Consider the following 25,083-nt stretch of genomic DNA (forward strand, 5'->3'; position numbering starts at 1 on the left):
TGAAGGCGTTACCCAACTCCCCCCGAGAGCCAGTTAATTAACGTTAATGGTAAGATATAAAGGCTGATTGTATGAGTAAGCTATTCGTGTGGGGGATTTTTTAATATTGAAATGAGTTTTGTCATTGTATTGATGGATATCTCTCCCATCAAATCAGGATTAGATAACGCATAAATTTCACCTTCTATCTCACTAGAATTAATATCTTCACGAATTTCAATAAAGTTAGCCCAAAACTCTAAGTCATCACTTGTAATCAAATTTTGCAAATACATATTTAAATTATTGATGAGCATTAAAGGAGTGATATTAACAAGTGTCGTATCACTCTCCCTTGGATATGTTGCTAATTGAGAAAAAGCATTATCTTTGTTTTCATCAAATTGAATTATTGCTAATAAAGCTTCTTCTCTTGTCATTATAGTCGGTTATCTAAGATTAATTGGCTCACCAGTTGTTGACCTAAGTCAACATTAGTAGAAGAGCCATCGAGTGCTTGGCGAGTATCTTCAATCAGTTGTTGCATACTCTCTTTAATTGTTTCAGAGCTACTTAATTGTTGTTGTACTTGATCAATTGTTGATTCGACTAAGCTCGCACTTGAAGAAGACATTGATACTAATTCTTGTAAACTTTCCATAGTCGTATTTGCGATATCAACACTGCCATCAATAATGGTTGTAACTTCTTTTTGTTTATCAATAATCGAAGAAGAAATTCCCATAATTTTTTTCATTTCATTTTGGATCTGATCTGCAGATTGATTTGCGGTGTTTGCTAATGAGCGTACTTCATCAGCTACAACCGCAAAACCACGACCATGTTCACCTGCACGAGCAGCTTCAATTGCGGCATTTAATGCAAGTAAATTAGTTTGGTCGGCAATGCCTTTAATTGATTCAACTAATTGACCAATATTACGATTATTTTCATCTAGGCTGGCAAGAAGTTCTGTAAATTCGCTGATGTATTGCGCCGAAGTGGTGATATTGTCAGTTAAGCTTTCGAGTTGTTGAATACCATTAGCAGACGTTTGAGAAGTTGCTTTTGCAGATTCAAATGACTCGCTAGACGTATGCTCAACACTTTCAGATTGCTCAATAAATGATTGGATCAAGCCATAATTACTTTCTATTTCACTTAATCTATTTGAAGATGCTACATTTACATTTTGTGCATTTTCAGTAATTTGTTGTGCCATTTCTAAAGCACCACCAGAGATTAATTGATCTAAAACCTGTGCTTTAGCATTTAGATCCGCTAATTCTTCTTGTTTAATTAAAACATGTCCTTCTGGAGTTTTATCGCCACCAAAAAAATTAAACATTGGGAAATCCTCTTTATTAGTTATTCAGTGGCATCAGAATTCAACATCGAATCTACACTGGCATAGGTTGATACACAATATGGCACACAATAGGTTAATAATATTTTAATCAAATGGCTGATTGTAATTTGGCCATTGAATATGACATCGGCATGGTTTATGAAAACTAAAATAGTTCCTACAACCATAGCAACTTTTAATGAACGCAAAATTACGGAACTGCTTGTCGCTAAATTAAACCATTGCATATTAAATACTCACCGAGTAATCAATTGTTTATAGCGTAAACATACACGACAAATAAGCTAACTACCATAATAAATAAGCAATTTATAAAAATTAAATTATTTTTAAATATAGCTCTATTTTCAAAAATAGTTCTATATTTAGATGTAATTAATAATTCTGATAAAAAGGAAGCCACGATGTCGAATCATCATACGTATAAAAAAGTCGAAATGGTTGGGTCATCACCTACTAGCATAGAAGAAGCAATTCATAATGCGATTGAGGAATGCAATAAAACAATTAAAAATTTAGATTGGTTTGAAGTTGTTGAAACACGTGGTCATATTGTTGATGGCAAAGTCGGTCATTTTCAAGTCACTATTAAAGTGGGTTTTAGAATTGAAAAGAGCTGATTGTATCGAATTATACATATAAACGCAGTCTTATAGCCTTAAACCTAAGTTTAAGGTTGTCAACTTATCTTCATTAAACTGTCACTCAAAAGTCATATCAGCACCTCATTATCATTATTAAATCTCTTGTTATTTTAAATAATAGTGACTCGTAATAGATTAGGAGGTAATTATGAAACTACAACATCTAGATACTGTAATGTTTATGTGGTGTGTCTCTGGCCACAAAAGTGACAAGTTAAAACCTTTTGCTAGTTTAATTTCAAAAACAGGTGACGGTTATCTACAAGTTGCATTGCCAATTCTTTTATTGTCTTCAGATAAAGGCATGCAACTAATTATTGCTACTTTAATCGCATTTATGATTGAACGGCCCTTATACTGGCTTTTAAAAAATACTTTAAAGCGAAACCGTCCACCTCAGGCCATTCCTTTTTTTAAAGCCAGTATCGTAGCCTCCGATGAATTTAGTTTCCCTTCAGGGCATACATCCGGCGCTTTTTTATTAGCTTTTTTAATAGCGCAATATTTTCCTTCACTTAGCTTATTGATTTACATATGGGCTAGTTGTGTTGGTATATCTCGCGTTTTACTGGGTGTTCACTTTCCAACGGATATTTTAGCAGGCGCAGGCCTAGGTACGGCGCTTGGATCTTTAACAATTATAATTATAGGTCAGTAAATGAAGATACTTTACGGAGTACAAGGGACAGGAAATGGCCACTTAACACGTTCTCGTGTAATGGCTGAACATTTAAAAAACACCGAACTAGATGTCACTTACTTAATCTCAGGAAGGACAAAATCTAAATTATTTGCCATGGAACCATTTGGTAATTTTGAACATAGGGAAGGGTTAACATTCGTTACAGAAAATGGAAAAATAAAAAAAAGACAAACTCTGCAAAAAAATAATATAAAGCAGTTTTTGAGTGATGTTAAAACGCTAGATTTAACGGAATATGACTTAGTTATAAGCGATTTTGAACCTGTTAGCGCATGGGCAGCAAAACAACAGGGGATTGATTCAATAGGAATAGGGCATCAATATGCTTTTACACATGATATTCCTAAGGATGGAGGAACTTGGCTGACTAATACATTAATACAAAAATTTGCGCCTGTTCGGTTTCCAATTGGTTTACATTGGCATCATTTTGATAGTCCAATTTTACCGCCTATAGTAGATGTTAAATTAAGCAGCTCCAATATAATTGAAAATAAAGTACTCGTATATTTGCCTTTTGAAGCACAAAATGAGGTGATCAATTTATTACAAAAATTTAAAAATTTTGATTTTTATATTTATTCGCCTGATTTAGTTAATGAGGATAATGGTAATATTCATACCAGATCCCCTTGCTTAACAGGTTTTAAGAATGATTTAATTCAAAGCAAAAAAGTAATTTGTGGTGCAGGGTTTGAGCTTGTTAGTGAATGTATTCATATAGGCATTGATGTTTTAGTTAAGCCATTAGCAGGGCAAATGGAGCAAATATCAAATGCAAAAGCACTACAAGCACTTGGTTTAGGTAAAGTAATGAATAAGCTAGATTCAAAAATATGTGAAATATTTTTAACATCAGATATCAAATTACATCAAGCTAATTACCCTGATGTTGCCAAGCACTTGGTGACTTGGTTAAAACAAGGAAGATGGCATGAACAGCAAGAACTAGCTGATTTATTATGGAAAAGGTGAAAATAGTTTGCTGGCTAAGTTATAAAAAAAACTCAGCATTTATTTTTATTACTGTCATATCAAATAAACAACAAAGCCAAGCAATACCAGCTTGGCTTTTCAATATTTATTATTAAAGCTTATAAGATACTGTCGCTTTTATATTTCTACCTGGCTCATAATCTGTTAAGAATAAATCACCAAACCTCGGATGCTTCGAAAGACCCGTTCTTGATGACTGTGAAGCGTAATATTCATCAAATAAATTATCAACTCCAAGACTAATTGCTAAGCCATTAACAGCAGATGGCGCCCAGCGAAGTGAAATATTTTGAACTGTGTAGCTGTCTTTTGCAGTATCTACAGTTGCGCCATCTAATGAAGGCGCATGATCTAGACTTGCAACGGTTAAAATATCCCAATGAGCTGTTAATTCTAGAGCTTCAAAGTAATAATCTACGTTAGCACTTATTGTATCACCTTGCTCTCGATCTAAACGAAACCCATCTAAAGATTGATAATCAGCAAAAGCATTTAAATCACTTTCAGCAGAAGAGTAACTCAGTTGAACTTGTAAGTGACCTAAATTATAGCCTGCATAAGCTTCAAAACCTGTTACTTCTAAATCACCTACATTATCTTTATGATAATCACGCGGACCACCACCTGGGATTTGAGCATAGTCATAGATATAATTATCTACATCTGTTTGGAATAAAGTGATACCTGCTGTAAAGCTATCTGCACCTAAAACTGCTGCGCGGTATGCAATAGCAAATTCTGAGTTTAAACCTGTTTCAGCTTCAATACCCTGATTTTCAGTATCATCAATGCCTGCTCCCGTAAATACTTCACTTAGCTCAGGGCCTTTAAATAACTGTGTTGCACTGAGTTTAAATATTAATTCACTACTTACATCATATTGTGCAGCTAACGCGCCCGTTACTTTTGAAAACGAATTATCAACTACAGTTGAATCAATATCAAAGTTGTCATAACGAACACCAGGTATTAGAGTGAAACCATTATCAAATGCAATTTTATCTTCTATGAAAATGGCTGAATTAGTTGCCTCTTCATCTGCTGTACGAATAGCGCCTGATAAAGCATTTGCAGTATATAGTGTTTCATATTTCACAATATCAACACCATAACTTAAACTGTTGCTTATATTGCCATCTAAAAAGGAATTTCCAATTAAGTTAATGCCTGTATTGTCAGCTTCACCTGTTACTTTACTTGCCCACATTGCAAAGGCTGGATTTTCTGCCCAGCCACTTTCATCACGGTATAACTCACTTTGATTGTTAAATATAGCAAGTTTTAATACTGAATCTTCATTGAAATTTAATTCATAATTTAAAGTAATAGTATCGCGGCTAAACTCAGTAGGCCAATTTAATGGCACACCTAAAGCACCTGTGATTGCGATATCAGTAGCAGACCCCATATCCGGGCGATAGCTATAATCACCTTTATCTGAATAGGTTTCATAACCAAACTCTAAGCGTTGATTTTCTGATAAATCCCAACCCAACTTTAATAATGCATCATCTAGTTCACCTTCAAGGCCTTTCACTTCACCATCAGTACCTTGAATTTTATCACCATTGACATCTGTTAAAGTACCGCCGCCCACTTCAAAGTTTTGGCGGTCAACAAAGTTATAATATGCCAATACATCAACAGCATCTGAAAGTTGACCATATCCTGTTAATGAATATGAGTTTGCAGAGTTATCAGCGAACGTAGTTTGTAATCTCGCACCAAACTGCTGATCTTTCTCTAATAATTCACTGGCTTCTTTTGTTTCAAAGCGTACAGCACCACCTAAACCGCCATTAATCACTGAGTTTGTGCCTACCTCAATGTCTACTGATTTTAGAATGTCCGCGTGGATCTGTAAGTTACCCATATGGTGATACATATAAGTATTTTGATTTGCACCATCAATAGTTACTTTTAAATCTTTATCTTCTAATGAACGAATTGTAATTCTTTGGTTCATTGAGTGAGAGCCACCTACATCAATACCAGGAATAGTTCTTAATAAATCACTTAGGTGATCCGCTTGTTTTGAAGCAAGTGTTTCTTCATTAAAATATAAAGAAGACGCTTTAACTTCAGTATTCCATATCTCAATCTGCTCTAATTTATTGTTTTTATCTACCGTAGTCTCTTCTGCATAAACGAAGTTAGTTGTACAAACACTTGAAATTAATAAACATAGAGCGCTTTTTTTAAAGCTATGAGTTGGCATGACTTTCCCTTAATAAAATTCTAAATACGAATGATTATCGGTATGATACAATCAAGGTGAGAAAAAGTTTCATTAGTCTGTTATGCAATATCGTCAGATTACATTTATATATCGTCAAAGGAGTAAAGGAAGTTAAAATGGCATCAAAAATTACACATGAAACGATTGTAAACCAACAGCAACTAAGAGAAATGATTACATCTGTACATCATAGTGAATATCATTTAAACCTAGCAAATGAGCAGCCGATTATGTCTGGGTTATTTTCTTTTTCTGATCTTGCATCGGGGATCTCAGTGCATTGCAATGATGTAATTGAAATGCAAAATATGAGCTCATCAATAGAGTTACCGCCCTGTTTAAGTTTTAATATTGTTTTTAAGGGCAAGATACATTTTAACTTAGGAAAACAGGCATATTTTATTGGTGGTAAAGATGCCCCTGAAGTTGAATGTTCAGCCATTATTTTAAATAAACCAGATATTATGACACGCCATATGAAGCAAGATGAGCATGTTAAAAAAGTAAATGTATTTATAAAGCAAGAATGGCTGAAGAAAAGATGTAAAAACACACAAGACTTCGAAATATTAAATAAAATCTTTATGAAGGATTTAGCTGTTTATAAATGGCAAGCTTCAGATAATATAATCAAATTATCTAAATTGATCTTACAAGAAAAAGTCAAAACAGGGTTTGCAACAGAATTATTAATAGAACAAGTTGCTTTACAGATTTTAGCTGAGTGTTTTGATATTTTAAGTAATCAAGTTACGGTGAAACAGGATGAAAAAAATACCAACAATAAAGTAATAAAATCAGATCTAACGTTAAAAAAACAAATTGATTTATTAATCACTAACCCCATTTCATTAGAAGGTATCGCAAAATCTATGGGTTTAAGTATTAGTACATTACAAAGACGTTTTAAAAAAGACTATGGTACAACAGTCGTTGATTATATCCTTAAAAAAAGACTTGAAAATGCTCGAGTAGCAATTGCAATTAATGGGTTAAGCATAGGCGAAGCTGCATATCTAGCAGGTTATAATCACTCATCTAATTTTATAACGGCTTTTAAAAAACGATTTAATATTACACCTGCAAGTTTATTAAAATCCCATATATTGTCAGAATAAATTTAACTAAGATCAAACTTTATTAACTTTGTGGTATGACCAGTTTATTTGTCTGCTATACTAATTTAATTGTTATTAATTAAATAAAAACAATAATAAGGAAAGCAATTATGCAAAGTTATAAAGCTCCTTTAATGGATATTAAATTTCTATTTGATGATGTATTTGATTATTACGGTCATTACCAAAAATATACCGAATTTGAAGAAGCGACACCTGATTTAGTTGATGCTATTTTTCAAGAATGTGCCAAATTTTGTGAAAATGAATTATTACCTTTAAACCAAAGTGGTGATAAAGAAGGCTGTAAATTTGAAAATGGTGTAGTGACAACGCCAAAAGGATTTAAAGAAGCATATAACTTATATGTTGAAGGTGGATGGCAAAGTTTATCACATCCTTTAGAGCACGGCGGCCAAGGTATGCCTGCTTCATTAGGAATGGCAAAAGCTGAAATGATGGGCACAGCAAACTGGTCTTGGGCTATGTACCCGGGTTTAAGTCATGGTGCTATGAATACAGTGCAAACACATGGTACTGATGATCAAAAAGCGCTTTATTTAACACGGCTCACTGAAGGAACATGGACAGGTACTATGTGCTTAACTGAGCCACAATGTGGCACAGATTTAGGACAAGTAAAAACGAAAGCTGAACCCAATGGTGATGGTACATATAACATTTCAGGTACAAAAATATTTATTTCAGCAGGCGATCACGACTTAACAGAAAATATAATTCATATCGTACTTGCAAGATTACCAAATGCACCAGCTGGCACACGCGGTATTTCTCTTTTTATAGTGCCTAAAGTCCAGGTTGATCAAAAAGGTAATTTAGGTGAAAGTAATCATGTTACCTGTGGTTCAATCGAAGATAAAATGGGCATTAAAGCCTCATCAACAGCAGTCCTAAACTTTGACAATGCAAAAGGCGTACTGATTGGTCCTGAAAATAAAGGGCTAGAATGCATGTTTACTTTTATGAATACCGCACGTGTAGGTACCGCATTGCAAGGTGTATGCGCATCGGAGCTGGCATATCAAAACTCATTAGCCTATGCAAAAGAACGATTGTCAATGCGCTCATTAACAGGCAAAAAACACCCAGATAAGATTGCAGATCCTATTATCGTTCACCCTGATGTAAGAAAGATGCTTATGACACAAAAAGCAATTAGTGAGGGAGGACGTGCCATGATTTATTATGCTGCAAAAATAGTAGATGATATAGAAATGGCAAAGACCAAGGCTGATAGGAAAACTGCTGATGATAGACTTGGTTTTATTACCCCAATCTTAAAAGCATTTTTAACTGAGGTAGGTACTGAAAGCGCAAATCATGGTTTACAAATATTTGGTGGTCATGGTTATATTAAAGAATGGGGTATGGAGCAAATTGTACGTGATGTGCGTATTTCAACATTATATGAAGGTACTACAGGCATCCAAGCCCTTGATTTACTTGGCCGAAAAATACTACTAACACATGGCCGCTCTTTAAAAGACTTTACTAAAGAAGTTTTATTATTTTGTAAAGATCAAAGCATGTTGTCTAAAAACCCACATAAACGCCAAATGAACAAGTTTATTTGGCCATTAAGTAAAGGCATTGCAAATTGGCAGCAATACTCGATTCGTTTGGCACTTAAAGCTAAGAAAAACCGGGACATAGTTGGATCTGCATCAGTTGATTATTTAATGTATTCAGGTTATTTAGTTATGGCGTATTTTTGGGCTCAAATGGCGCAAAGTGCTTATGAGAAATTAGCAGGGGAGGTTGAAAATAGAGATTTTTATCGTGCTAAAATTAAAACTGCTGAATTTTATTTTGATCGCATTTTACCAAGAACAAAATCATTGGCAGCGACGATGATGGCAGACCCAAAAACTTTAATGCAATTAGATGAAGATTTATTAAGCTTTTTATAATACAAAAAACGTATTATGGCTAAATAAGAAGTTAAATTGGGTGTCACACACAAGTCTTTTATTTCATTTTACTGTAACAGTAATGAAATAAAAGATTAATTTATTTTGTGTAATTTATCTTTAGTGCTAACAACTTAAGTAAATTAGATGAAAAATAAATTTTTATTAATGGCTCGTGGTCAATCACATGTCAAATATTTTAAAAAATTATCTGAATATTTCAAATCAAATAAACAAATTAATATAACTGTCTATCGACCATCCAAATCAATATTTAATTTAAAAGCCTTAAAATATATAAATAAAATAAAACCCGCAATTTTAAAAGAAAACTTATCATTACATTTTTCAAAAAAGAAAAAGGCACACCCAATATTATCAAAATCCCTATTTTGGCCAATCTATTGTTTTATTAGATCATTACTTGAATATTATTATATTGCTAAGCATTGTGCTGTGATTACAAAAATAGACCCTAATGTTGTAGGTGTTTGGAATGGTCAAAAATTTCCAAGCAGTAGTATTGTAATTGCTGCGAAGATATTAAAAAAACAAATAATTTATTTCGAAAATGGTTTACTACCCAATACAACTGTCTGCGATTGGAGAGGTGTAAATTGTGAAAATAGCGTACCTAGAGACCCATCATTCTTCAGAAGTTATAGATTAAAAACATTATTGAATTCAAACGAGGTTAAAAGGGATATAAAATTAACAGCAAGAACGCCTATAGTACCGAAAAGTATTGATTCTAATGAAATATTAATACCAAAAGAATATATATTTGTACCTTTTCAAGTTGAAACTGACAGTCAAATAATTAGAAATTCTCCATGGCTTAAATCGATGGACGAATTATTTGATGAATGTATAAAACAACTCAATAAAAACTCAAAACTGTTTTTTGTTTTTAAAGAACATCCTAGTGAAAAAAGAAGCTATAAGCACTTATATGGAAAACATAAAAGGGCTATTTTTTGTAATTCAGCTTGCACACAAATATTAATAACAAACGCAAAGAGCGTTTTAACAATAAACTCTACGGTTGGAATCGAAACTATTTTACTTGGAAAAATGCCAATTGTTCTAGGTAATGCATGTTATAAAATTGAAGGTCTGTCCCATATTCCTAAAAACTCAAATGAACTAATTGATGTATTAAGAAGCACAAAGTTAGGAAATGAAAATAAGCCTTTACATAAAACATTTATCAAATTTTTAAATAATGATTATTGCATCCCAAGTAATTGGCATAATGTTAATGAAAATCATCTTATAAAATTGGAATCTAGGCTATTAAAAAAAGATACTATGGCTACAATAACTAATGCAGAAACAAGTCCATCAGAGGTTAGGCAACACTTTAAAAAATATGCACAATCTGGTTCTTTGATTACAATGTAACTTTATTCTAGCCATGTTCATATAGGTATTAAACTTAATATAAAATGATTAAGTTCTTGAAGACATTGGATGTTCAGGGCTTAATTGTAGTAAATCCCATAAATTACCATATAAATCTTCAAATACAGCTACGGTGCCATAATCTTGCTCTTGTGGCTCTCTTACAAAATTGATGCCATCTGATAGCATTCGATTATAGTCTCGCCAAAAATCATCTGTACTTAAAAATAGAAAAACACGTCCACCAGTTTGATTACCTGTAAATTTTGTTTGATTCTCATTAGAGGCACGTGCTAATAATATTGTGGTACCCTGCGACCCTGGCGGAGAAACAACTACCCAACGTTTATCTTGGTTTGGTTGGTATGTATCTTCAATAAGATCAAACTTAAGTTTATTTACATAGAAATCAATTGCTTCATCATAATCTTTTACGACTAAGGCAATATGTATTATTGACTGCTTCATTCATATTCCTTTAAATTTGAATTAAATCCATTCTTGTTGATCAGATGAAACGGTTCTTTCACTTAAGTTTTCTCCAGTATGGGCGGTTGATGTAGGTTCAATCATCATAAAGTGGGTATCAGGGTGTGCTTTTGGACAATGCTCAACTCCTTTAGGCACCACATACATTTCACCTGGGTTAAGGATTATATTTTTAGCTCTTAACTGTAAGGTCAATTGTCCTTTAAATACGATAAATAGTTCATCTTCATTATCATGTGTATGCCAAACTAATTCGCCGCTTCCTTTTGCTATTTTGACTAATTGCCCATTCGATTGAGATATTACTTTAGGTGTCCATTGTTGATCGAACAAACCAAATTTTTCAGCAATATTAATTTTATTCATATGTTCTGCCCGACAAAATTTATGCTTTTAATTTAACAGCTGTGCCAAAAACCATGATTTCTGAAGAACCATCCATAATAGCACTGGTAGTAAAACGAATACCAACAACGGCATCAGCTCCTTTTTCAGTGGCATTTTGAACTAAGCGTTGCACTGCGATATCTCTCGCTTCGGTTAACATTTCTGTATAACCACGTATTTCACCACCCACTATATTTTTTAAACCTGCCATTATATCACGGCCAATATGCTTAGCTTGAACAACATTTCCTGTAACAACCCCCAATATTTGATCTATCTCTTTTCCTGGAACTGTTTCTGTTGTGGTGTAAATCATAAGTTTCCCTAAAGACTGTGGCTAAAATGTAAAAATGCTTGATAATAGTGCGAGTTCTTATGAGCTTAGCACTAATATATCGAGGGGACAAATTACACCATAACACAATTAATTGTTAAATTAGATGTTACAAAATAGTGCGTTTACAACATATTCAGTGTCTAGATTTACTGTTAAAATCATGGGTTTTTAAGGCGTATCAACTTAGTTAACACTATGATTATGAATGAAGCATTGAAACAAAAAATAATCACCGTTTGTAATAAAAAAATAGAAAGAAAAGGCGATAACGTAGGTTTATCTTTCTATGCATTTTTTGCAAATAAAAATGATGATCCTGAATTATTAATGGAAGTCGCAACTTGGTGGATAATGACACATAAATTAGATCACTTTGAAAAGGCGATTAAAATTAAAACTATGGTAGAGCAAATATAACATTTCAATTAAAGGAATATGATGTACACACTTTATTATTATCCACTTAACGCCAGTATGGCACCGCATTTTGTATTAGAGGAAATGGGCATAGATTATCAATTACAATTAGTTGATAGACAATCTAATGCGCATAAATCTAACGAATATTTAGGATTAAACCCTACAGGGCGAATACCTACTTTAGTTGATGATGGCGAAGCAATATTCGAAAGTGTCGCAATTTGTTTACATTTATGTGATAACAACCCCTCACAATCCTTGATGCCAGAGGTAGGCAATAAAAATAGACCAAAATTTTACCAATGGTTAATGTATTTAAATAATACCGTTCAAGCTGAATTGATGTTGTATTTTTACCCTCAAAGACATAGCGGCAAAGAAGCAGATATAAATACGATAGTAACGATACAAGAGCAACGTGTCACAGATATGTTTGCACTGCTTGATAGTGAACTTAAGGGGAAAGACTATTTGGTGGGTGATAGCATAACAGTGTGTGACTATTTTTTATTTATGTTAGCTGTTTGGGCTGATGAATTTAAAAAACCACCATTATCATTTAATAACTTATCGCGATACCTTAAAAAACTTGCAACTAGAGATTCCGTCGTACGTGTCTGTGAAAAAGAAAATTTCAGTTTGGTTGATTATCTTTAACAAATAGATGGGCTTTATTAATATTCACTTAAATATAGTAGAGTCTTTTTAATTTTTAAGACATAATTGTACCAGATTTAGGCGATACACGAGTAATCATAATGGCAGCCAAAACTTGAGAGTCTATGTATTTAAAGGACTTAAGTCTTAGTCAATGGCCGTCGCCATGTCCTATTATTTACTTAAGTATTTTGACAAGTTCACCGAAGTACTATTAAAAAGGTCTGTGGTAATAATTATCTATAGGTTTGCTTTAATTGAGAAACATGCATGTGACCTCATTTATTTTGATCACATGCTGTTCAGAATTTATAGATTTACTTTGAAGCTGTATCTGATGAAGATTCTGTATCTGACTCTGAGTCAGTATTTTCTTCTGGCTTGCTTAGTTTTATTAAATTAGCTTTTAATCCAGCAAATTGACCTTTTTCTTTAGCCATTTGAGTAAGAGCTTGTAGCGTAGGCGCAGTCTCTTTAGCAAAACGTTTTTGTTTATACGCAGCAGTTAACCATTTACTCAAAAATTTATGTTCTGAAGTTGGACCAAATCCACACTTGCCAGTTTGTTGTTCAATCGCTAAAGCCATCAATGCACATTGTGCCATGTCTGTGAGCAATTGCTCGTGAAGTTCTTCTTGTTGCAAAATTTCGTTTACCTGTATATTTAGTTGCGCATATTCTATCACTATTTATACAATCATAAAATATCTAGAGTATGTATAGGGCCAATAAAATACAAAAAATAGTAAAAAAGATTAAAAAAAATATAAAATTCGCAGATAAAGTTTAATTTTTTGTTTAAAACACGCTTACAAAGTCTCTATTTTGCGAAATTAATAAAAGTTTTTCACATTCATAGCGACTATCTTTATCGATAAAGACAACTTTGTAATCACTAGCATAATGCATTCGTTAAATAATCCACCCTTAGGGACAAGATATATTGAATGGATTTTATCTGAGCTATTTATCAGGTTGAATTTATATGGTTTGGTAGCTTGCTAAGGGAAGAAGTTAATAAAATGCTTATGTGAATTTTATATATTTTCTGATCTTATGGATGTATCTAATGGTCGTTTAATTAAATCTGTATATTAGGTGATGACTTTACAGAATATGTCTGAATTACAAATAATTCTATCAAAAATTACAGTGTTTCACTTAATATCGGAAATTATGTTCAATTTTTCGAAACGTTAAATAATCTGACATTTGATTATTACGAATTAAAACAAGACTTAGTAAAAATAGCACAATATTTTAAATCTTGATGATCAATAAAGTTGTGGCAGCCTCAAATACTTTGAAAACGCACGGGTTTACACAAAGAGTTAACGTTTATGAAGATTTAGATTACATAAAGATAAAAAATATCAATAACAATGATAAAGAATTGTTATTATTGGACGATGTAAATAATAGTTTATAACTGATTTAGGAAAACTCATGTCAGCAGTAAAAAGAATGGAATATAAAACCCTGACTCAGTTAGTCACCGAATCTGTCAGAGAAAAAATACTCAGTGGTGAGATAGCCGTTGGAACACATATACGTCAAGCAGCTCTGGCAAAAGAGCTAAATGTAAGTCAAATACCTGTGCGCGAGTCACTTTTATTATTAGAAAGTGAAGGGCTAATTACTTTTAAAGCAAACAAAGGCGCCAGTGTTACTGAGTTTAATTTAGAGCAAGTAGATGAGCTATTTCTGTTAAGAGCGACATTAGAAACTCAGCTATTAGAAAGTTCAATCCCTAATTTATCCCATGATAAAATAAAACAAGCTGGTTTTATTTTAGATACGTTAGATAATGCACTTAAGTTAAATAATGCGCCTAAAGTGTGGTGTGATTTAAATACCGATTATCATACATGTTTATACTCATCAGCTGACTTACCTCAAACTCAAGAATTAGTGAATATATTAAATACTAAGGCTGAGCGATATGTGCGTGTACATATTAATAGTTTAGGTGGAGTTGTAAAAGTGGGTACTGATCATAAAGACATTTTAAATGCCTGTATCGAAAGAGATGTTAAAAAAGCAGTTAAATTACTTAAACAGCATATTTTAAGTTCAAGAGATGAAATAAAAGAAGTCCTACAAGGTGCTCTATAGTTTTATTGCAATAATAATTCACTTTGATGAATTTTAAATGAAACAGTAATTTGATGTTTTTATTGAGCTAAAGTTTAACTATAAAGTTATGGTTAACAAGTAAACTCCATGTTTGAATTATTACTAGCAAATAAACATAAGTTAAATGACCTATTTAAAGCTGCGTTAGAAAAGGGTGATTCTAATAAAGCTTTAAAAATAGGGCGTAAATTAATAAAAAAAGATAATAATGATTATAACAACCTGAACAATGTTGCTATGGTGCATTTTAGGTTAGGTTTTTATGAGCATGCTATAAACTATTTATTAAAAGCCAATATTGTCCAAGAAACTGCATGTCATTGGGAAAATATCGCCCAAGTACAACAAGCGCAAAAAAATTATCAACGCGCAATTAAATCATATAATAAAGCCCTAGAAATCGAACCAAGAAAAATGTCTGCTTGGTATTTACTCGCCCAATGTTATAAATCAAATAAAGATTTAAAGTCAGCTTGCTCTGTACTCACTAAACTTATTTTAGTGTATCCAGATAATATAGAAGCAAGAATAGATTTGGGACTTTACTTATTATTACAAGGAAAAGTTGACAAAGGTAAGAAACATTTTGAGTGGGTTTTAAGTTCCCAAGATAAAAAAAATGCAAGGGAATTTATGTTGAGCAAGTTAAATGAATATCGGTATAAACCTTATATCAAAGAATTAATCTTTTATTATAAGGAATTGACATGTATTGAAAAAAGCTTAACCTGAGCTAATTAAGTTAAGCTTTTAGTGATTTGAGACTATTTAAGGTTATCTTTAAACTAATCTTGTGAAATCGCATTCATCATTTTTTGCCCTAAATCTACATGATGTTGCATAGTGGAAAATTGTTTTGTAACACCTTCTGGACCAAAAGCATAAACAGGTACAGGCGCGGCTGTATGCGTACCCGTTCCCCATACTGTGTTTTGATCTGCACCTAAAGTACGGCCAATTAAGTTAGCATGAAGTTCATCACCATATACATAAAATTCCTTGAAATCATTTATTTTAGGAAATTCTGCGGCAGATAAGTACTTGTGTTCAGCTACATAATACTCATTTTCTTCTCTCTCAGCGATATGCGCCGATTGCTCCGGCGTGACCTTAAAATCACTGTAATTATTGATTGCATTAGCCCATTGCTCACCAGTTGTATTACTGAAATCCCAATCAGAATCAACTTGGCTCATCATGTCGTAAAAAGTACCTGATTGCGCATGTAATCTGTCAAGTTTGTTTAAAGCGCCGAAGTTAAAGTTAGGTTTATAATCCTTTCCTTGCATACCATCTCCAGACAATGTCTGTGCTTGAGGTAACTCTTTACGAGAGTAACTAAAACCAAAGCTACCGGTTTCATGATCTGCCGTAACAACAACTAAGGTGTCTTCTCTGTCTTTAACCCATTCATAAACTGCATCTACAGCTTCATCAAATTTCAATAATTCATGTAGCATCCAACCTGTATCATTTACATGGCCAGCCCAATCTATTTGTCCACCTTCAATCATTAAGAAAAAGCCATCATCGTCTTTAGATAATATGTTTAATGCTTTTAATGTCATTTCACGTAAAGAAGGCTGAGTACAGATATTATCTTTTTTACAAGCTGAATAGGCGATACCATCAGCCATACCTGAGTTTGAAAATAAGCCGAGTAATTTATCACCTTCAACTGCATCAAGTTGCTCTGCATCAAAAGCTAAGTTATATCCGTGATCATCTTTCGCTTCTAAAATTATATTTCGATCATCACTACGTTTTGATTTTTTATAGGTACTTAAAGGTAAACCTAACTCAGCCATAGCAGCACGCTCAATTTCATCTGTTTTGATATCTGACGGTAAAAATACACGAGCACCACCTGAAAGAAGTACATCAACATTACCTGAACTGACCAATTCAACCGCGATTTCAGATTCATGCGAGCGATGAGGCTGATGTGAAGCAAAAGCAGCAGGCGTTGCGTGAGTGATTCGAGTATCTGATACTAAACCAGTCGCTTTACCCATAGCTTTCGCTTTTTCTAAAATAGTTTGAACTTTATTGCCGTTGATATCTAACCCAACCATTTCTGAACCGGATGCAAGACCTGTGGCTAATTGAGTTGCTGAACAAGCTGAATCTACAACTAAGCTGCCAGTTTCACCATGGGGTGCGTTGAGTGATAAACCCATTTGACCAGCATTAGCAAATTTTGATAACGCAGTGATATTGTTTTTGGTGTTATAAATAGATTGCGGTGCTCTGCGGGCGTATTCTTCTAATAATCCAACTTGTTGAGGACCCATACCATCGCCTATCATTAAAATAACATTTTTAACTTTAGTGACTTCAGCACGAGGTACTTCTTTTATTACTTCGACCTCCTTGATCACTTCAATCGTTTTTTCATTATCGCTGCAACCCGATATTAAAATAGCTGATACAGCTAAAGCTAACATACTTTTGTTCATGTTTTAAAACCTTTTATAAAATATATATTTAAGTAATATTTTCACAAAAGGTTAAAGGAGTTATATGACAAATTAATGGCAAATATATGTCAGTTTGAGTATAAGCTCTAAAGCTAAAATAATTTAATGCCATTTTTACGAATTCTATTTACATTTTTGTTCATAAAATGGCAAGCAACATATCTAAAAAATAGTTTTTTAATCCCAAAAAGGTGACTATTAAATCCGGTGTAAAAATCATCAGGTTGTGTATAAACGCTAAATCATCAGCGATACCTTCACTTTGTATGTAAGTAGCCTCAGCATTAAAATCAATTTGTGGCGAAGCTAAACATTTTGTTGCATTACCAAAACCTGAAAATTCTTTACATTGAACCACATAGCTATTTTGTACCTGAGCTAAAAAAGTTTGATCGATAATGTAACCTTCAAGGTTTATCCAGCGTCTATCAAGGTTAACTTCTAACCGATACGCTCAGGTGCTAAATCAGATAAGTAATTTGGCTGAAGTTCATTATAAATTGTAAGACATGAAAATGGCTTGAGATACCAACCACTCTAAACAAAGCAATCAATAAAGTACCTTTAGTATTACATTCTCCATAACCATATTTTAGGAATTGGCTTGCTGATATACGGTCGTCTGCGTTATAACCCAATTTAATGTCATCACGCGCAAAATTGTAAATTGCACTTATCACATCAAATATAGGTAAATTGCGCCATTGTTTTGTGCTATCAAGATTGTAATTTTTGATGATTAAAATCTAGCATTGGTGTTGAAAGTAGGAAGTCTGTTAATAAATTCCGCATTTGGATAATCCAGTTCAATTAATATGTGTTAAGAATAATTTATTGAGTTTAAACAAAATTGAATAAACTGGTTATCTTTTAAAAAGAGTGAGGGCTTGTCTGATGGTCATGCCAAAAGTATTTTTGAACGTTCTACTTAGGTGGGCACTATCCGAAAAGCCAGCAGAATGTGCCGCATGAGTTGCTGAGGTATTATTTAAGATAGCTTGTACTGCACACATCATTCTTCGCCATAATAAATACGGTCGCCACGAAACTCCTAATTCTTGACTGAATAAATGTAAAAACCGACTTTCAGATAAACACAATTGACTTGCGACTTTAGCTGCTCGCCATGTTTTTGGTTTGATGCAATCACCTTCTAAGCATTTATCTAATTGCCTTATGATTTGTTTAATGCGTTTATCGATCACAGTTGAGTTATTTTTAAATAAAAAGGGGATTGGTAAATTTAAATATGAAAACAAAGGTGCTAACACAGTATTTAGACTATTAGGTACATCTTCAGGATCACAGCGACTTATGAAAGGAAAATTAAATGGCATGTAATCTTGTTTATTTAACATGTGAATTAATGATTCTCCTAAATCACTTTTTGGTTCTATGAGTAAAATCCAGCCCTGTGTCATTTTTAATTGGTGAGGAATCTTAGAGTTGATGATAATGGGCTGCGCAATTTCATTTCCATTAACTGTACATAATGATTCTAATGATGGCCAAACCAATTGAATTGCTTGATGTGAATGGGATGCGGCATCAAAGCTAGTACCAAAAATACTCACGATACCAGGTTTAATCCAAACAGTTGGTTTATCCATAATAATGTTTTACCACTGACGGTACTTTACGGTTATATCATGATCAAATTTTAATCCAGCTTGTACGATAACTTTATCTATAAATTTGCATATGTCTTCACGTTCACTTGTTTCTATTAAACAGTTAAAACATCGCGCGTTTAAATCGTTTAAAGACAGAACTAACTCTTGAACTTCATAGGTCGCTGAATCATTTGTTTGTGGCTCAGAGCCCATAAATGTCATAAATTCTAATAACAGTGTGATGCACTGTTCTACATCTTCTGAAGTATATTCAGGATCCTCTTCACCATCTATATAATCTAACATGCCGTATTGAATGCTTTTAAGTAATGTTTTCATTTAATTAGCCTATAATTTTTAAGTTGAGTAGGCTACGTGATTCAGTTTTTTAAAACAATTAAAATAAGTTAAATTTCGCGATATTTTGCTTACCAAAAAGTAAGTTTTTGATAAGCAAAAATACTAAACATACTTAAAACGATTTATACTTAAAGAGTCCGATATAGCCAGAGCGGAAATTACTTTGAATAACTGTGCCTGGAATATAAGCTTGATTGTTTTTGATTAAATATAACTCTCCTAGCTTACCAATCACTTCAAATTCACGATATCGCCATTGTTCGCAGTTATCTTTATTAACATCACAGTAGGTAACATATTCATAATTTTCAGGGTGCACAAAGTAGTCAAGTTTATATATGAGATTATTAAATGACCAACTAAAACGCCCAGAATAAGAATCATACCAAGTACCTGCTCGATAATTTTGTTGAATTCCAGTGTTATCAATTTCGTAAGGTATTTTTAAATTAGTATTTATATCAGGATCAAACAGTGGTAATTCTGCAGGGCTAAATTCACCTTGATGTGAAAACAAGCTAAAATTTTGTTTTGCTACTAAATAAGTTGTCTTTACTAGAACTGGTTGATTGTTTTCGAAAACTCTATATTGATAAATAGGTAACCCTTGGTAATTACTTATTTTCGCATAAATGGTTTTTATTCCGTTATCATAAGTAAGTTGGAAACCGTCATCGTGTAAAGACCAAGTTCCAGTTCGACTTTTATTATAACTATCAGAATACTCGGTAAAACTACCGTTATCATTCAGAGTAAAACTTGCAGCAATAGTATCGAAAGAGGTATATATTTCGGTATCAGTATTCCCTTGCATATAATCAACAGTTTCAAAATGATACTCACCGGGCGAAATTTCAGAGTATGAAGTTGTTATTAATCGACGACTTTGATAAAGGGTTTGGGTTGGACTGTTTTCACCACATATATCATTATTTTCATCATCTGTAGAAATCTCAATACAGCCAGTTCTTTTTTCAAATAATATCGTATGTTTATTTGTTTTAAGAATACTTTTTATTTGAATATTTTGAGCACCAAAATTAAAGCTTTTAGCAACAGCGTTATCATCATATTGATATAAAAATTCTCGATTAATGTCTTCGACGTTAATATCGAGTTTGGAGTCTGTTAATTGCCAATTTATGTTTAGCGGCGCTTTATAGTGGTTATTTGTATCTATGTATCCTTGATTTTCATTATTTAGAATTAAATGGTCAGTGGTAAATAAAGAAGAAGCTTTCCCTGAACGGTATAAAGCATGCCTCCCTTGGTTTAATTCATCAGGAGTCCACGTTAAATGAGTATTATTAAATAATGATTCATACCCTAAAATATAATCTTGATTATTATGAATTCGCCATTTTCCTAATTCTTTACTGATCTCAAAAGGTAATTGCATAAAGTCATTTATCGAATTAAAACGCTCAGGTAAATTTAACCCATTGTCAGAGGTTATAATGTTCGCTGTCGCAGCTAAATCTATTACATAATCGTAATCAAGCCTTTGCTGTATGTCTGAAAGGGTTTGTTCTGTGACTATCGGATCCTGATTAATTTGATTTAATAGCTCGTATTCAGCTGTGGTAAAATGACTTATAGACTGTACATTGACTTCACCACTTTCATTTGCGCTTGCTAATAAACTACTAACAGAGCCGTAATGCGCAAATAGCTCATAAGATTTTTGTGGATATTTAACGTTTGCAACTACCAGACTAGACAAATTTTCTAATGATATTTTAGCTTCAAAAACACCATTTGAATTAGTTAAAACTTTTATACTTTTATCAGATTCAGTAAATACCACCTCAATATCAGACTGTGTAAGATTGGCTACTTTACCAGTAAGAATGACACTATTTGATACATTAAAACTAATAAACCCTGAATCTGAACCACTATAATTATCAGAAACCGTATATCCAACGATGATTTCTCCTTCATAATTATATGGAGCAGTATAAGAAACTTTATTATCAATTATTTCTGCATAACCTTGCTCAGGTGAACTTATAGATTCAATGGTTAAATTATCACCTTCAACGTCGATATCATTTGCTAATACATCAATTTCAATAGTATGTCCAACAAGGACAGTGATGCTATCATTTAATACATTTGGTAACTGATTAGTAATATCAACTAAAATAGTCGCAGTACTGCTAGCTCCATAATTATCTAACATTACATAGTCAAAGCTGTCTTGGCCTGAGAAGCCTAGCTGTGGAATATAAACAAGTTGATTATTTTCAATAGAAACATGACCAAAATTTGGTTGTGAATTCCCTGATATTGTTAAATTATCTCCAACAGCGTCTATATCGTTGTCTAAAACCGAAATTACAATACTTTGATTTTGTAATGTTTGTACATTATCGTTTTCAGCTATAGGGACTTGATTTTCGATTATAATTGACACGGTGGCAGTGGATTCGTCTCCATGTGTATCTCTAACAACATAACCAAATGAATCCTGACCAACATAACCTAACTGTGGTACATAACTAATAACACCAAGATCATTATATATTTGACCACGCTTAGGTGGTGTCATACTAACTAAAGATAATTGATGTTGTCCTTGTGAGCTATCATTTTCTAATAAGTTTAATTCAACAGAATTGCTTTGCGTTGTTGTTACATTATCATTGATAGCGTCTGGTGCTTTATTATTAATTGTAATGGTAATATTAGCGCTGGAAGACCCTCCTTTAGAGTCACTGACTATGTAGGAAAGGTTGTCATAACCAATAAAGTTTGAATTAGGTGTATAGGTAATTATTTTGTCAGAGAATGTTGCAACGCCATTTGCTGGTTTTGATATCTCAGTGATTGATAAATTATCACCATTACTATCACTATCATTTGAGATTACTGAAATAGGAGCTGTTTCATTTACCCAAATACTCACTGAGTCATCAATTGCAACAGGCGCTTTATTTTTTTGTTTATTGTCTGTTTCATTATTAGTCCCGCCACTTCCACCACATGCTGCCATTGCAAAGCAAAATATTGATAGTACAAAAACCCGTTTGTATATTTGCATTATACTTAATACCATTTTTATTGCTGTTCTTAAAACGGGGAATGTTAACATGATGTTATTTAATTAAGCTAGCAATAATATCAATAACTTACTATGTAACCTATATCATATTAAATTAGTGCCACTCTACAATATCAATCGCTTCTCTTGCTTGTGCTAATGTGCAATCTGTTTTTTCAATTAACTGATTAAGTGTAATAAGCGGTTGTTGTTTTATTAATTCAACAAGTTCATTAACTGATAATTGTGGTTTATGTTTATGTAATTCATTGATAAACCATTGCCAACTCGGCTCTTCGTTGACTTGCACATTATTTAAAATTTCACTGATCTGTGGCCAGTCGGCTTTTAATACCCAGTTACGAGAACGCCCTTTTCGTTTAAGCAAAGCACCCGTGCCCATAATTAACGCTTTGAGTGGTTTATGGTCTTGCGTCCTGCGAACAAAACTATTGAGTGGAATTTCTATCATAGATGTATTTTTAATTATTTTAATCATACTATCCTAAACTGTATTTTATGCTTTTTAAAACACATATAACCTGAGGTTATGGTTGTTTGGTGTAAATGCATTGTTCGATGTTTAAAATGCATGTTAGTGTGTTTATTCCAGCAATCGAAGATAATAATTATGAATAAAAATCTGTTGTTAACCCTTATTGGTTTAAGTTTAGGCGTTGTTAGTGCGTGTAAGACGGTTTCAGCTATTGATGAAACAGGTAAAGTGAATATTACAGGTTCGCTTGTTGACGAACAACAAAGATCGCTTAAAAATGCTAACCTTGTGATAAATGGTCAAAGCTTTAAAACCGATACTAATGGTGATTATAGTGTTTGGGTATCAGCCGATGACATTTATGCTTTAACATTTTCAACAGAAGATTATTACACAGGTATTCAAACATTCAGTCATTATGAATTAGAGCAACAGGATATGAATATTCAACCTGTTGAGCTGGTTAAAAAAGTAAATGGGCGCACCTTATTTGCTTTTGGTGGCGATGTGATGATGGGCCGTCGTTTTGCAAAACCTAAGTTTGATAACGCTGTTATTATTGAAGCAGATAGTAAACAGCAAGATACAAAATCGATAGTTGAGCATATGCGCCCTTATATGAGCTTGGCTGATATGGCCGCGGTTAATTTAGAGACTCAAATTGCACATACAAAACCTAACGAACGCGCACCTAAATCTGTCACTTTTTATTCTCCACCAGAAACACTCACAGCCCTTGAATGGGCAGGTATAGACTTTGTTACTTTAGGCAATAACCATACTTATGATTATATGGACTCAGGCCTTAAATCAACTTTAAAATATCTTGAAAAAAGTACCTTAAATTATGCAGGAGCAGGCATAAATAAGGAGCAAGCGCTTAAAGCCCATAGACAAAATATCAATGGTACTGATTTCGCATTTTTAGGCTATGTCGGTTGGGAAGGTGGTTTTACACCAAACCAAACCGCTTCAGATGATAAAGGTGGTGCAGCTTTTGGTTCTATGCAAAATATTGTAGATTCGGTTAGCCGTGAATCAGCTGATAACCATGCCACAATAGTGCAATATCACGGCAGCCTAGAATATAAAACAGAGCCAACTTTAGTAACTGAACAGAGATTAAAAACATCCATTGATTCCGGTGCAGATATGGCGATTGCTCATCATCCGCATGTAACTCAAGGTTTTGAAATCTATAATGATAAGTTAATAGCTTACTCTATGGGTAATTTTATCTTCGATCAGTACTTTTATTCTACACCACATTCATTTGTTTTATATGTATGGATGGATGGAGAGAAATTACATCGCGCCGAGATAGTACCTGTTTATTTAAAAGGGTATAAACCAACGCCTGCAACAGGTATGCATAGATATACTGTATTAAAACGTTTAGATCAGTTATCTCAAAAACGCGGTATAAAATTAGGCATATCTGGTGGCCATGCTGTTATTACACCGAATAAATTACCCGTTACTGCTAATAGTGATATCACTATTAAAGCCAAAGATGATCAAACGGTTTACCCACTTTACCATACACAATGGCAGCAAAGTATTGCTCACGTATCAAGTACAGATAAAAAATTAACCTATCGTTTAGGTGTTAATTTAGTGAATGGTTCTGACTTTGAAAGCTTTGATACCTTTGATAGTAACGAACGCGGTTGGAATATTGATCAGAATGCATTTGATATTACTTTAGATTCTGCATCAAGTGGTAAGAAGTCTGTAAAAGCTGAATTAAAGTCTCGTCAAATCGAAACATTTGGCATGACAAACTTTAGACGTGTTTATAACCCAAGTTCACCGATGACAATTAGTACCAATATCAAAGTAGATTCAGATACGAAAGTTAACTTTTATTGGCAAGGCCGTAAGAGCCGAGATAAATTCTCATATGCAATTAAAAGTGCTAAAAAACATTTAATTGAAACTGTGACATTAGATGGCACAGAAGGTTGGACAAACCTAGAAGTCGCTTTTAATACCCAACGTGTTGGTTATCGTAGCTTTAGAATATTACTAGACATTGAAGATTTATCTGGTAATAAAAATACGGTTTATTTAGATGATGTAAATTTAGTTGAATGGCAAAGTGCCTATAGTAAATTGAATAGTTTACCAGTTGTGAATGATGGCAATAAACAAGCTAGTTTTATTGGTTTTAATACAACCCCTAAATCAGATGTAAAAATTGATTTGAAATAGCTTTACCATTTTATTGAAAGTTTTGTAGTTATCACCCTTGAATCAAATGCCATCATATCTATGAT

The 25,083-nt window shown here is 33.2% G+C and carries 26 protein-coding genes; 11 read left to right on the forward strand and 15 right to left on the reverse strand.

Annotated elements, in window-relative coordinates:
* Nucleotides 1-80: 80 nt before the first annotated feature.
* From KO527_RS13380 to nrtS, 3 genes are read right to left on the reverse strand one after another with little or no spacing between them, the layout of a single operon-like run.
* Complete coding sequence (locus KO527_RS13380) at nt 81-419, reverse strand: hypothetical protein (protein WP_216040791.1); 339 nt, start codon at nt 417-419, stop codon at nt 81-83.
* A complete protein-coding gene (locus tag KO527_RS13385) occupies nt 419-1,327 on the reverse strand; it encodes a methyl-accepting chemotaxis protein (RefSeq protein ID WP_042145323.1) in 909 nt (302 codons plus the stop codon). Before KO527_RS13385 ends, KO527_RS13380 begins: the two co-directional genes overlap by 1 nt.
* Nucleotides 1,328-1,347: 20 nt before the next feature.
* The gene (gene nrtS, locus KO527_RS13390) at nt 1,348-1,575 is read right to left on the reverse strand and encodes a nitrate/nitrite transporter NrtS (protein ID WP_042145322.1); all 228 of its coding nucleotides are present in this window, start codon (nt 1,573-1,575) and stop codon (nt 1,348-1,350) included.
* 177 nt (nt 1,576-1,752) lie between these two features.
* On the opposite strand from nrtS, the gene KO527_RS13395 reads away from it, so the two are divergent.
* The 3 genes from KO527_RS13395 (at nt 1,753) to KO527_RS13405 (ending at nt 3,670) form a co-directional block, all read left to right on the forward strand.
* Nucleotides 1,753-1,968 (forward strand): dodecin, encoded by a 216-nt coding sequence (locus KO527_RS13395; RefSeq protein WP_216040792.1) that lies wholly within the window; start codon nt 1,753-1,755, stop codon nt 1,966-1,968.
* A gap of 172 nt (nt 1,969-2,140) precedes the next feature.
* Entirely contained in the window at nt 2,141-2,650 is a 510-nt protein-coding gene (locus KO527_RS13400; RefSeq protein ID WP_252733719.1) for a phosphatase PAP2 family protein, read from the forward strand.
* The gene (locus KO527_RS13405) at nt 2,651-3,670 is read left to right on the forward strand and encodes an MJ1255/VC2487 family glycosyltransferase (protein WP_216040793.1); all 1,020 of its coding nucleotides are present in this window, start codon (nt 2,651-2,653) and stop codon (nt 3,668-3,670) included.
* Between the two features lie 112 nt (nt 3,671-3,782).
* Here KO527_RS13405 and KO527_RS13410 read toward each other — a convergent pair whose 3' ends face one another.
* Complete coding sequence (locus KO527_RS13410; RefSeq protein ID WP_216040794.1) at nt 3,783-5,909, reverse strand: TonB-dependent receptor; 2,127 nt, start codon at nt 5,907-5,909, stop codon at nt 3,783-3,785.
* A 137-nt stretch (nt 5,910-6,046) separates the two neighbouring features.
* Between KO527_RS13410 and KO527_RS13415 the strand changes: the two genes are divergently transcribed.
* The 3 genes from KO527_RS13415 (at nt 6,047) to KO527_RS13425 (ending at nt 10,383) form a co-directional block, all read left to right on the forward strand.
* Nucleotides 6,047-7,048, forward strand: coding sequence for a response regulator transcription factor (locus KO527_RS13415; RefSeq protein WP_216040795.1), 1,002 nt, complete (start codon nt 6,047-6,049; stop codon nt 7,046-7,048).
* Nucleotides 7,049-7,158: 110 nt separating this feature from the next.
* A complete protein-coding gene (locus KO527_RS13420; protein WP_216040796.1) occupies nt 7,159-8,979 on the forward strand; it encodes an acyl-CoA dehydrogenase C-terminal domain-containing protein in 1,821 nt (606 codons plus the stop codon).
* Between the two features lie 147 nt (nt 8,980-9,126).
* Nucleotides 9,127-10,383 (forward strand): hypothetical protein, encoded by a 1,257-nt coding sequence (locus KO527_RS13425; RefSeq protein ID WP_216040797.1) that lies wholly within the window; start codon nt 9,127-9,129, stop codon nt 10,381-10,383.
* A gap of 48 nt (nt 10,384-10,431) precedes the next feature.
* Here the strand turns inward: KO527_RS13425 and KO527_RS13430 are convergent, their stop codons facing one another.
* Genes KO527_RS13430 through KO527_RS13440 form a run of 3 tightly spaced genes read right to left on the reverse strand, consistent with a single transcriptional unit; the run spans nt 10,432 to nt 11,575 of the window.
* Nucleotides 10,432-10,851, reverse strand: a complete 420-nt coding sequence (locus KO527_RS13430) for a VOC family protein (RefSeq protein WP_216040798.1) — start codon at nt 10,849-10,851, stop codon at nt 10,432-10,434.
* Between the two features lie 21 nt (nt 10,852-10,872).
* Nucleotides 10,873-11,238, reverse strand: coding sequence for a cupin domain-containing protein (locus KO527_RS13435; protein ID WP_216040799.1), 366 nt, complete (start codon nt 11,236-11,238; stop codon nt 10,873-10,875).
* A 19-nt stretch (nt 11,239-11,257) separates the two neighbouring features.
* Complete coding sequence (locus tag KO527_RS13440) at nt 11,258-11,575, reverse strand: heavy metal-binding domain-containing protein (RefSeq protein ID WP_216040800.1); 318 nt, start codon at nt 11,573-11,575, stop codon at nt 11,258-11,260.
* 222 nt (nt 11,576-11,797) lie between these two features.
* On the opposite strand from KO527_RS13440, the gene KO527_RS13445 reads away from it, so the two are divergent.
* Together KO527_RS13445 and KO527_RS13450 are read left to right on the forward strand one after the other, a co-directional pair.
* Nucleotides 11,798-12,013 (forward strand): DUF6500 family protein, encoded by a 216-nt coding sequence (locus tag KO527_RS13445; protein WP_216041171.1) that lies wholly within the window; start codon nt 11,798-11,800, stop codon nt 12,011-12,013.
* 21 nt (nt 12,014-12,034) lie between these two features.
* Nucleotides 12,035-12,673 (forward strand): glutathione S-transferase family protein, encoded by a 639-nt coding sequence (locus tag KO527_RS13450; RefSeq protein ID WP_216040801.1) that lies wholly within the window; start codon nt 12,035-12,037, stop codon nt 12,671-12,673.
* A 317-nt stretch (nt 12,674-12,990) separates the two neighbouring features.
* Here the strand turns inward: KO527_RS13450 and KO527_RS13455 are convergent, their stop codons facing one another.
* Nucleotides 12,991-13,317, reverse strand: coding sequence for a DUF2913 family protein (locus tag KO527_RS13455; RefSeq protein ID WP_216040802.1), 327 nt, complete (start codon nt 13,315-13,317; stop codon nt 12,991-12,993).
* 802 nt (nt 13,318-14,119) lie between these two features.
* On the opposite strand from KO527_RS13455, the gene KO527_RS13460 reads away from it, so the two are divergent.
* Nucleotides 14,120-14,788 carry a GntR family transcriptional regulator gene (locus KO527_RS13460; protein WP_252733720.1) on the forward strand — a complete coding sequence of 223 codons (669 nt, stop codon included), beginning with the start codon at nt 14,120-14,122 and terminating at the stop codon, nt 14,786-14,788.
* 108 nt (nt 14,789-14,896) lie between these two features.
* A complete protein-coding gene (locus KO527_RS13465) occupies nt 14,897-15,541 on the forward strand; it encodes a tetratricopeptide repeat protein (protein ID WP_216040803.1) in 645 nt (214 codons plus the stop codon).
* A gap of 53 nt (nt 15,542-15,594) precedes the next feature.
* On the opposite strand, the gene KO527_RS13470 is transcribed toward KO527_RS13465, so the two are convergent.
* The 7 genes from KO527_RS13470 to KO527_RS13495 form a co-directional block, all read right to left on the reverse strand.
* Nucleotides 15,595-17,268: an alkaline phosphatase gene (locus KO527_RS13470; protein WP_216040804.1), complete on the reverse strand. Its 1,674-nt coding sequence runs from the start codon at nt 17,266-17,268 to the stop codon at nt 15,595-15,597.
* A 160-nt stretch (nt 17,269-17,428) separates the two neighbouring features.
* The gene (locus KO527_RS25945) at nt 17,429-17,647 is read right to left on the reverse strand and encodes a hypothetical protein (protein WP_252733721.1); all 219 of its coding nucleotides are present in this window, start codon (nt 17,645-17,647) and stop codon (nt 17,429-17,431) included.
* A gap of 103 nt (nt 17,648-17,750) precedes the next feature.
* A complete protein-coding gene (locus KO527_RS25950; protein ID WP_354668621.1) occupies nt 17,751-17,969 on the reverse strand; it encodes a transglutaminase domain-containing protein in 219 nt (72 codons plus the stop codon).
* 183 nt (nt 17,970-18,152) lie between these two features.
* Nucleotides 18,153-18,899 carry an AraC family transcriptional regulator gene (locus KO527_RS13480; RefSeq protein WP_216040805.1) on the reverse strand — a complete coding sequence of 249 codons (747 nt, stop codon included), beginning with the start codon at nt 18,897-18,899 and terminating at the stop codon, nt 18,153-18,155.
* Between the two features lie 9 nt (nt 18,900-18,908).
* Nucleotides 18,909-19,241, reverse strand: coding sequence for a hypothetical protein (locus KO527_RS13485; RefSeq protein WP_216040806.1), 333 nt, complete (start codon nt 19,239-19,241; stop codon nt 18,909-18,911).
* 133 nt (nt 19,242-19,374) lie between these two features.
* Complete coding sequence (locus tag KO527_RS13490) at nt 19,375-22,308, reverse strand: cadherin-like domain-containing protein (RefSeq protein ID WP_216040807.1); 2,934 nt, start codon at nt 22,306-22,308, stop codon at nt 19,375-19,377.
* A 115-nt stretch (nt 22,309-22,423) separates the two neighbouring features.
* Nucleotides 22,424-22,807, reverse strand: coding sequence for a ribosome recycling factor family protein (locus KO527_RS13495; RefSeq protein ID WP_216040808.1), 384 nt, complete (start codon nt 22,805-22,807; stop codon nt 22,424-22,426).
* 132 nt (nt 22,808-22,939) lie between these two features.
* Between KO527_RS13495 and KO527_RS13500 the strand changes: the two genes are divergently transcribed.
* On the forward strand, nt 22,940-25,018 hold the full coding sequence (locus KO527_RS13500) for a CapA family protein (protein WP_216040809.1): 2,079 nt from the start codon (nt 22,940-22,942) through the stop codon (nt 25,016-25,018).
* The last annotated feature ends 65 nt before the right edge of the window (nt 25,019-25,083 follow it).

Origin of the sequence: Pseudoalteromonas sp. C2R02, from assembly GCF_018860845.1 — a bacterium.
GTDB lineage: Bacteria > Pseudomonadota > Gammaproteobacteria > Enterobacterales > Alteromonadaceae > Pseudoalteromonas.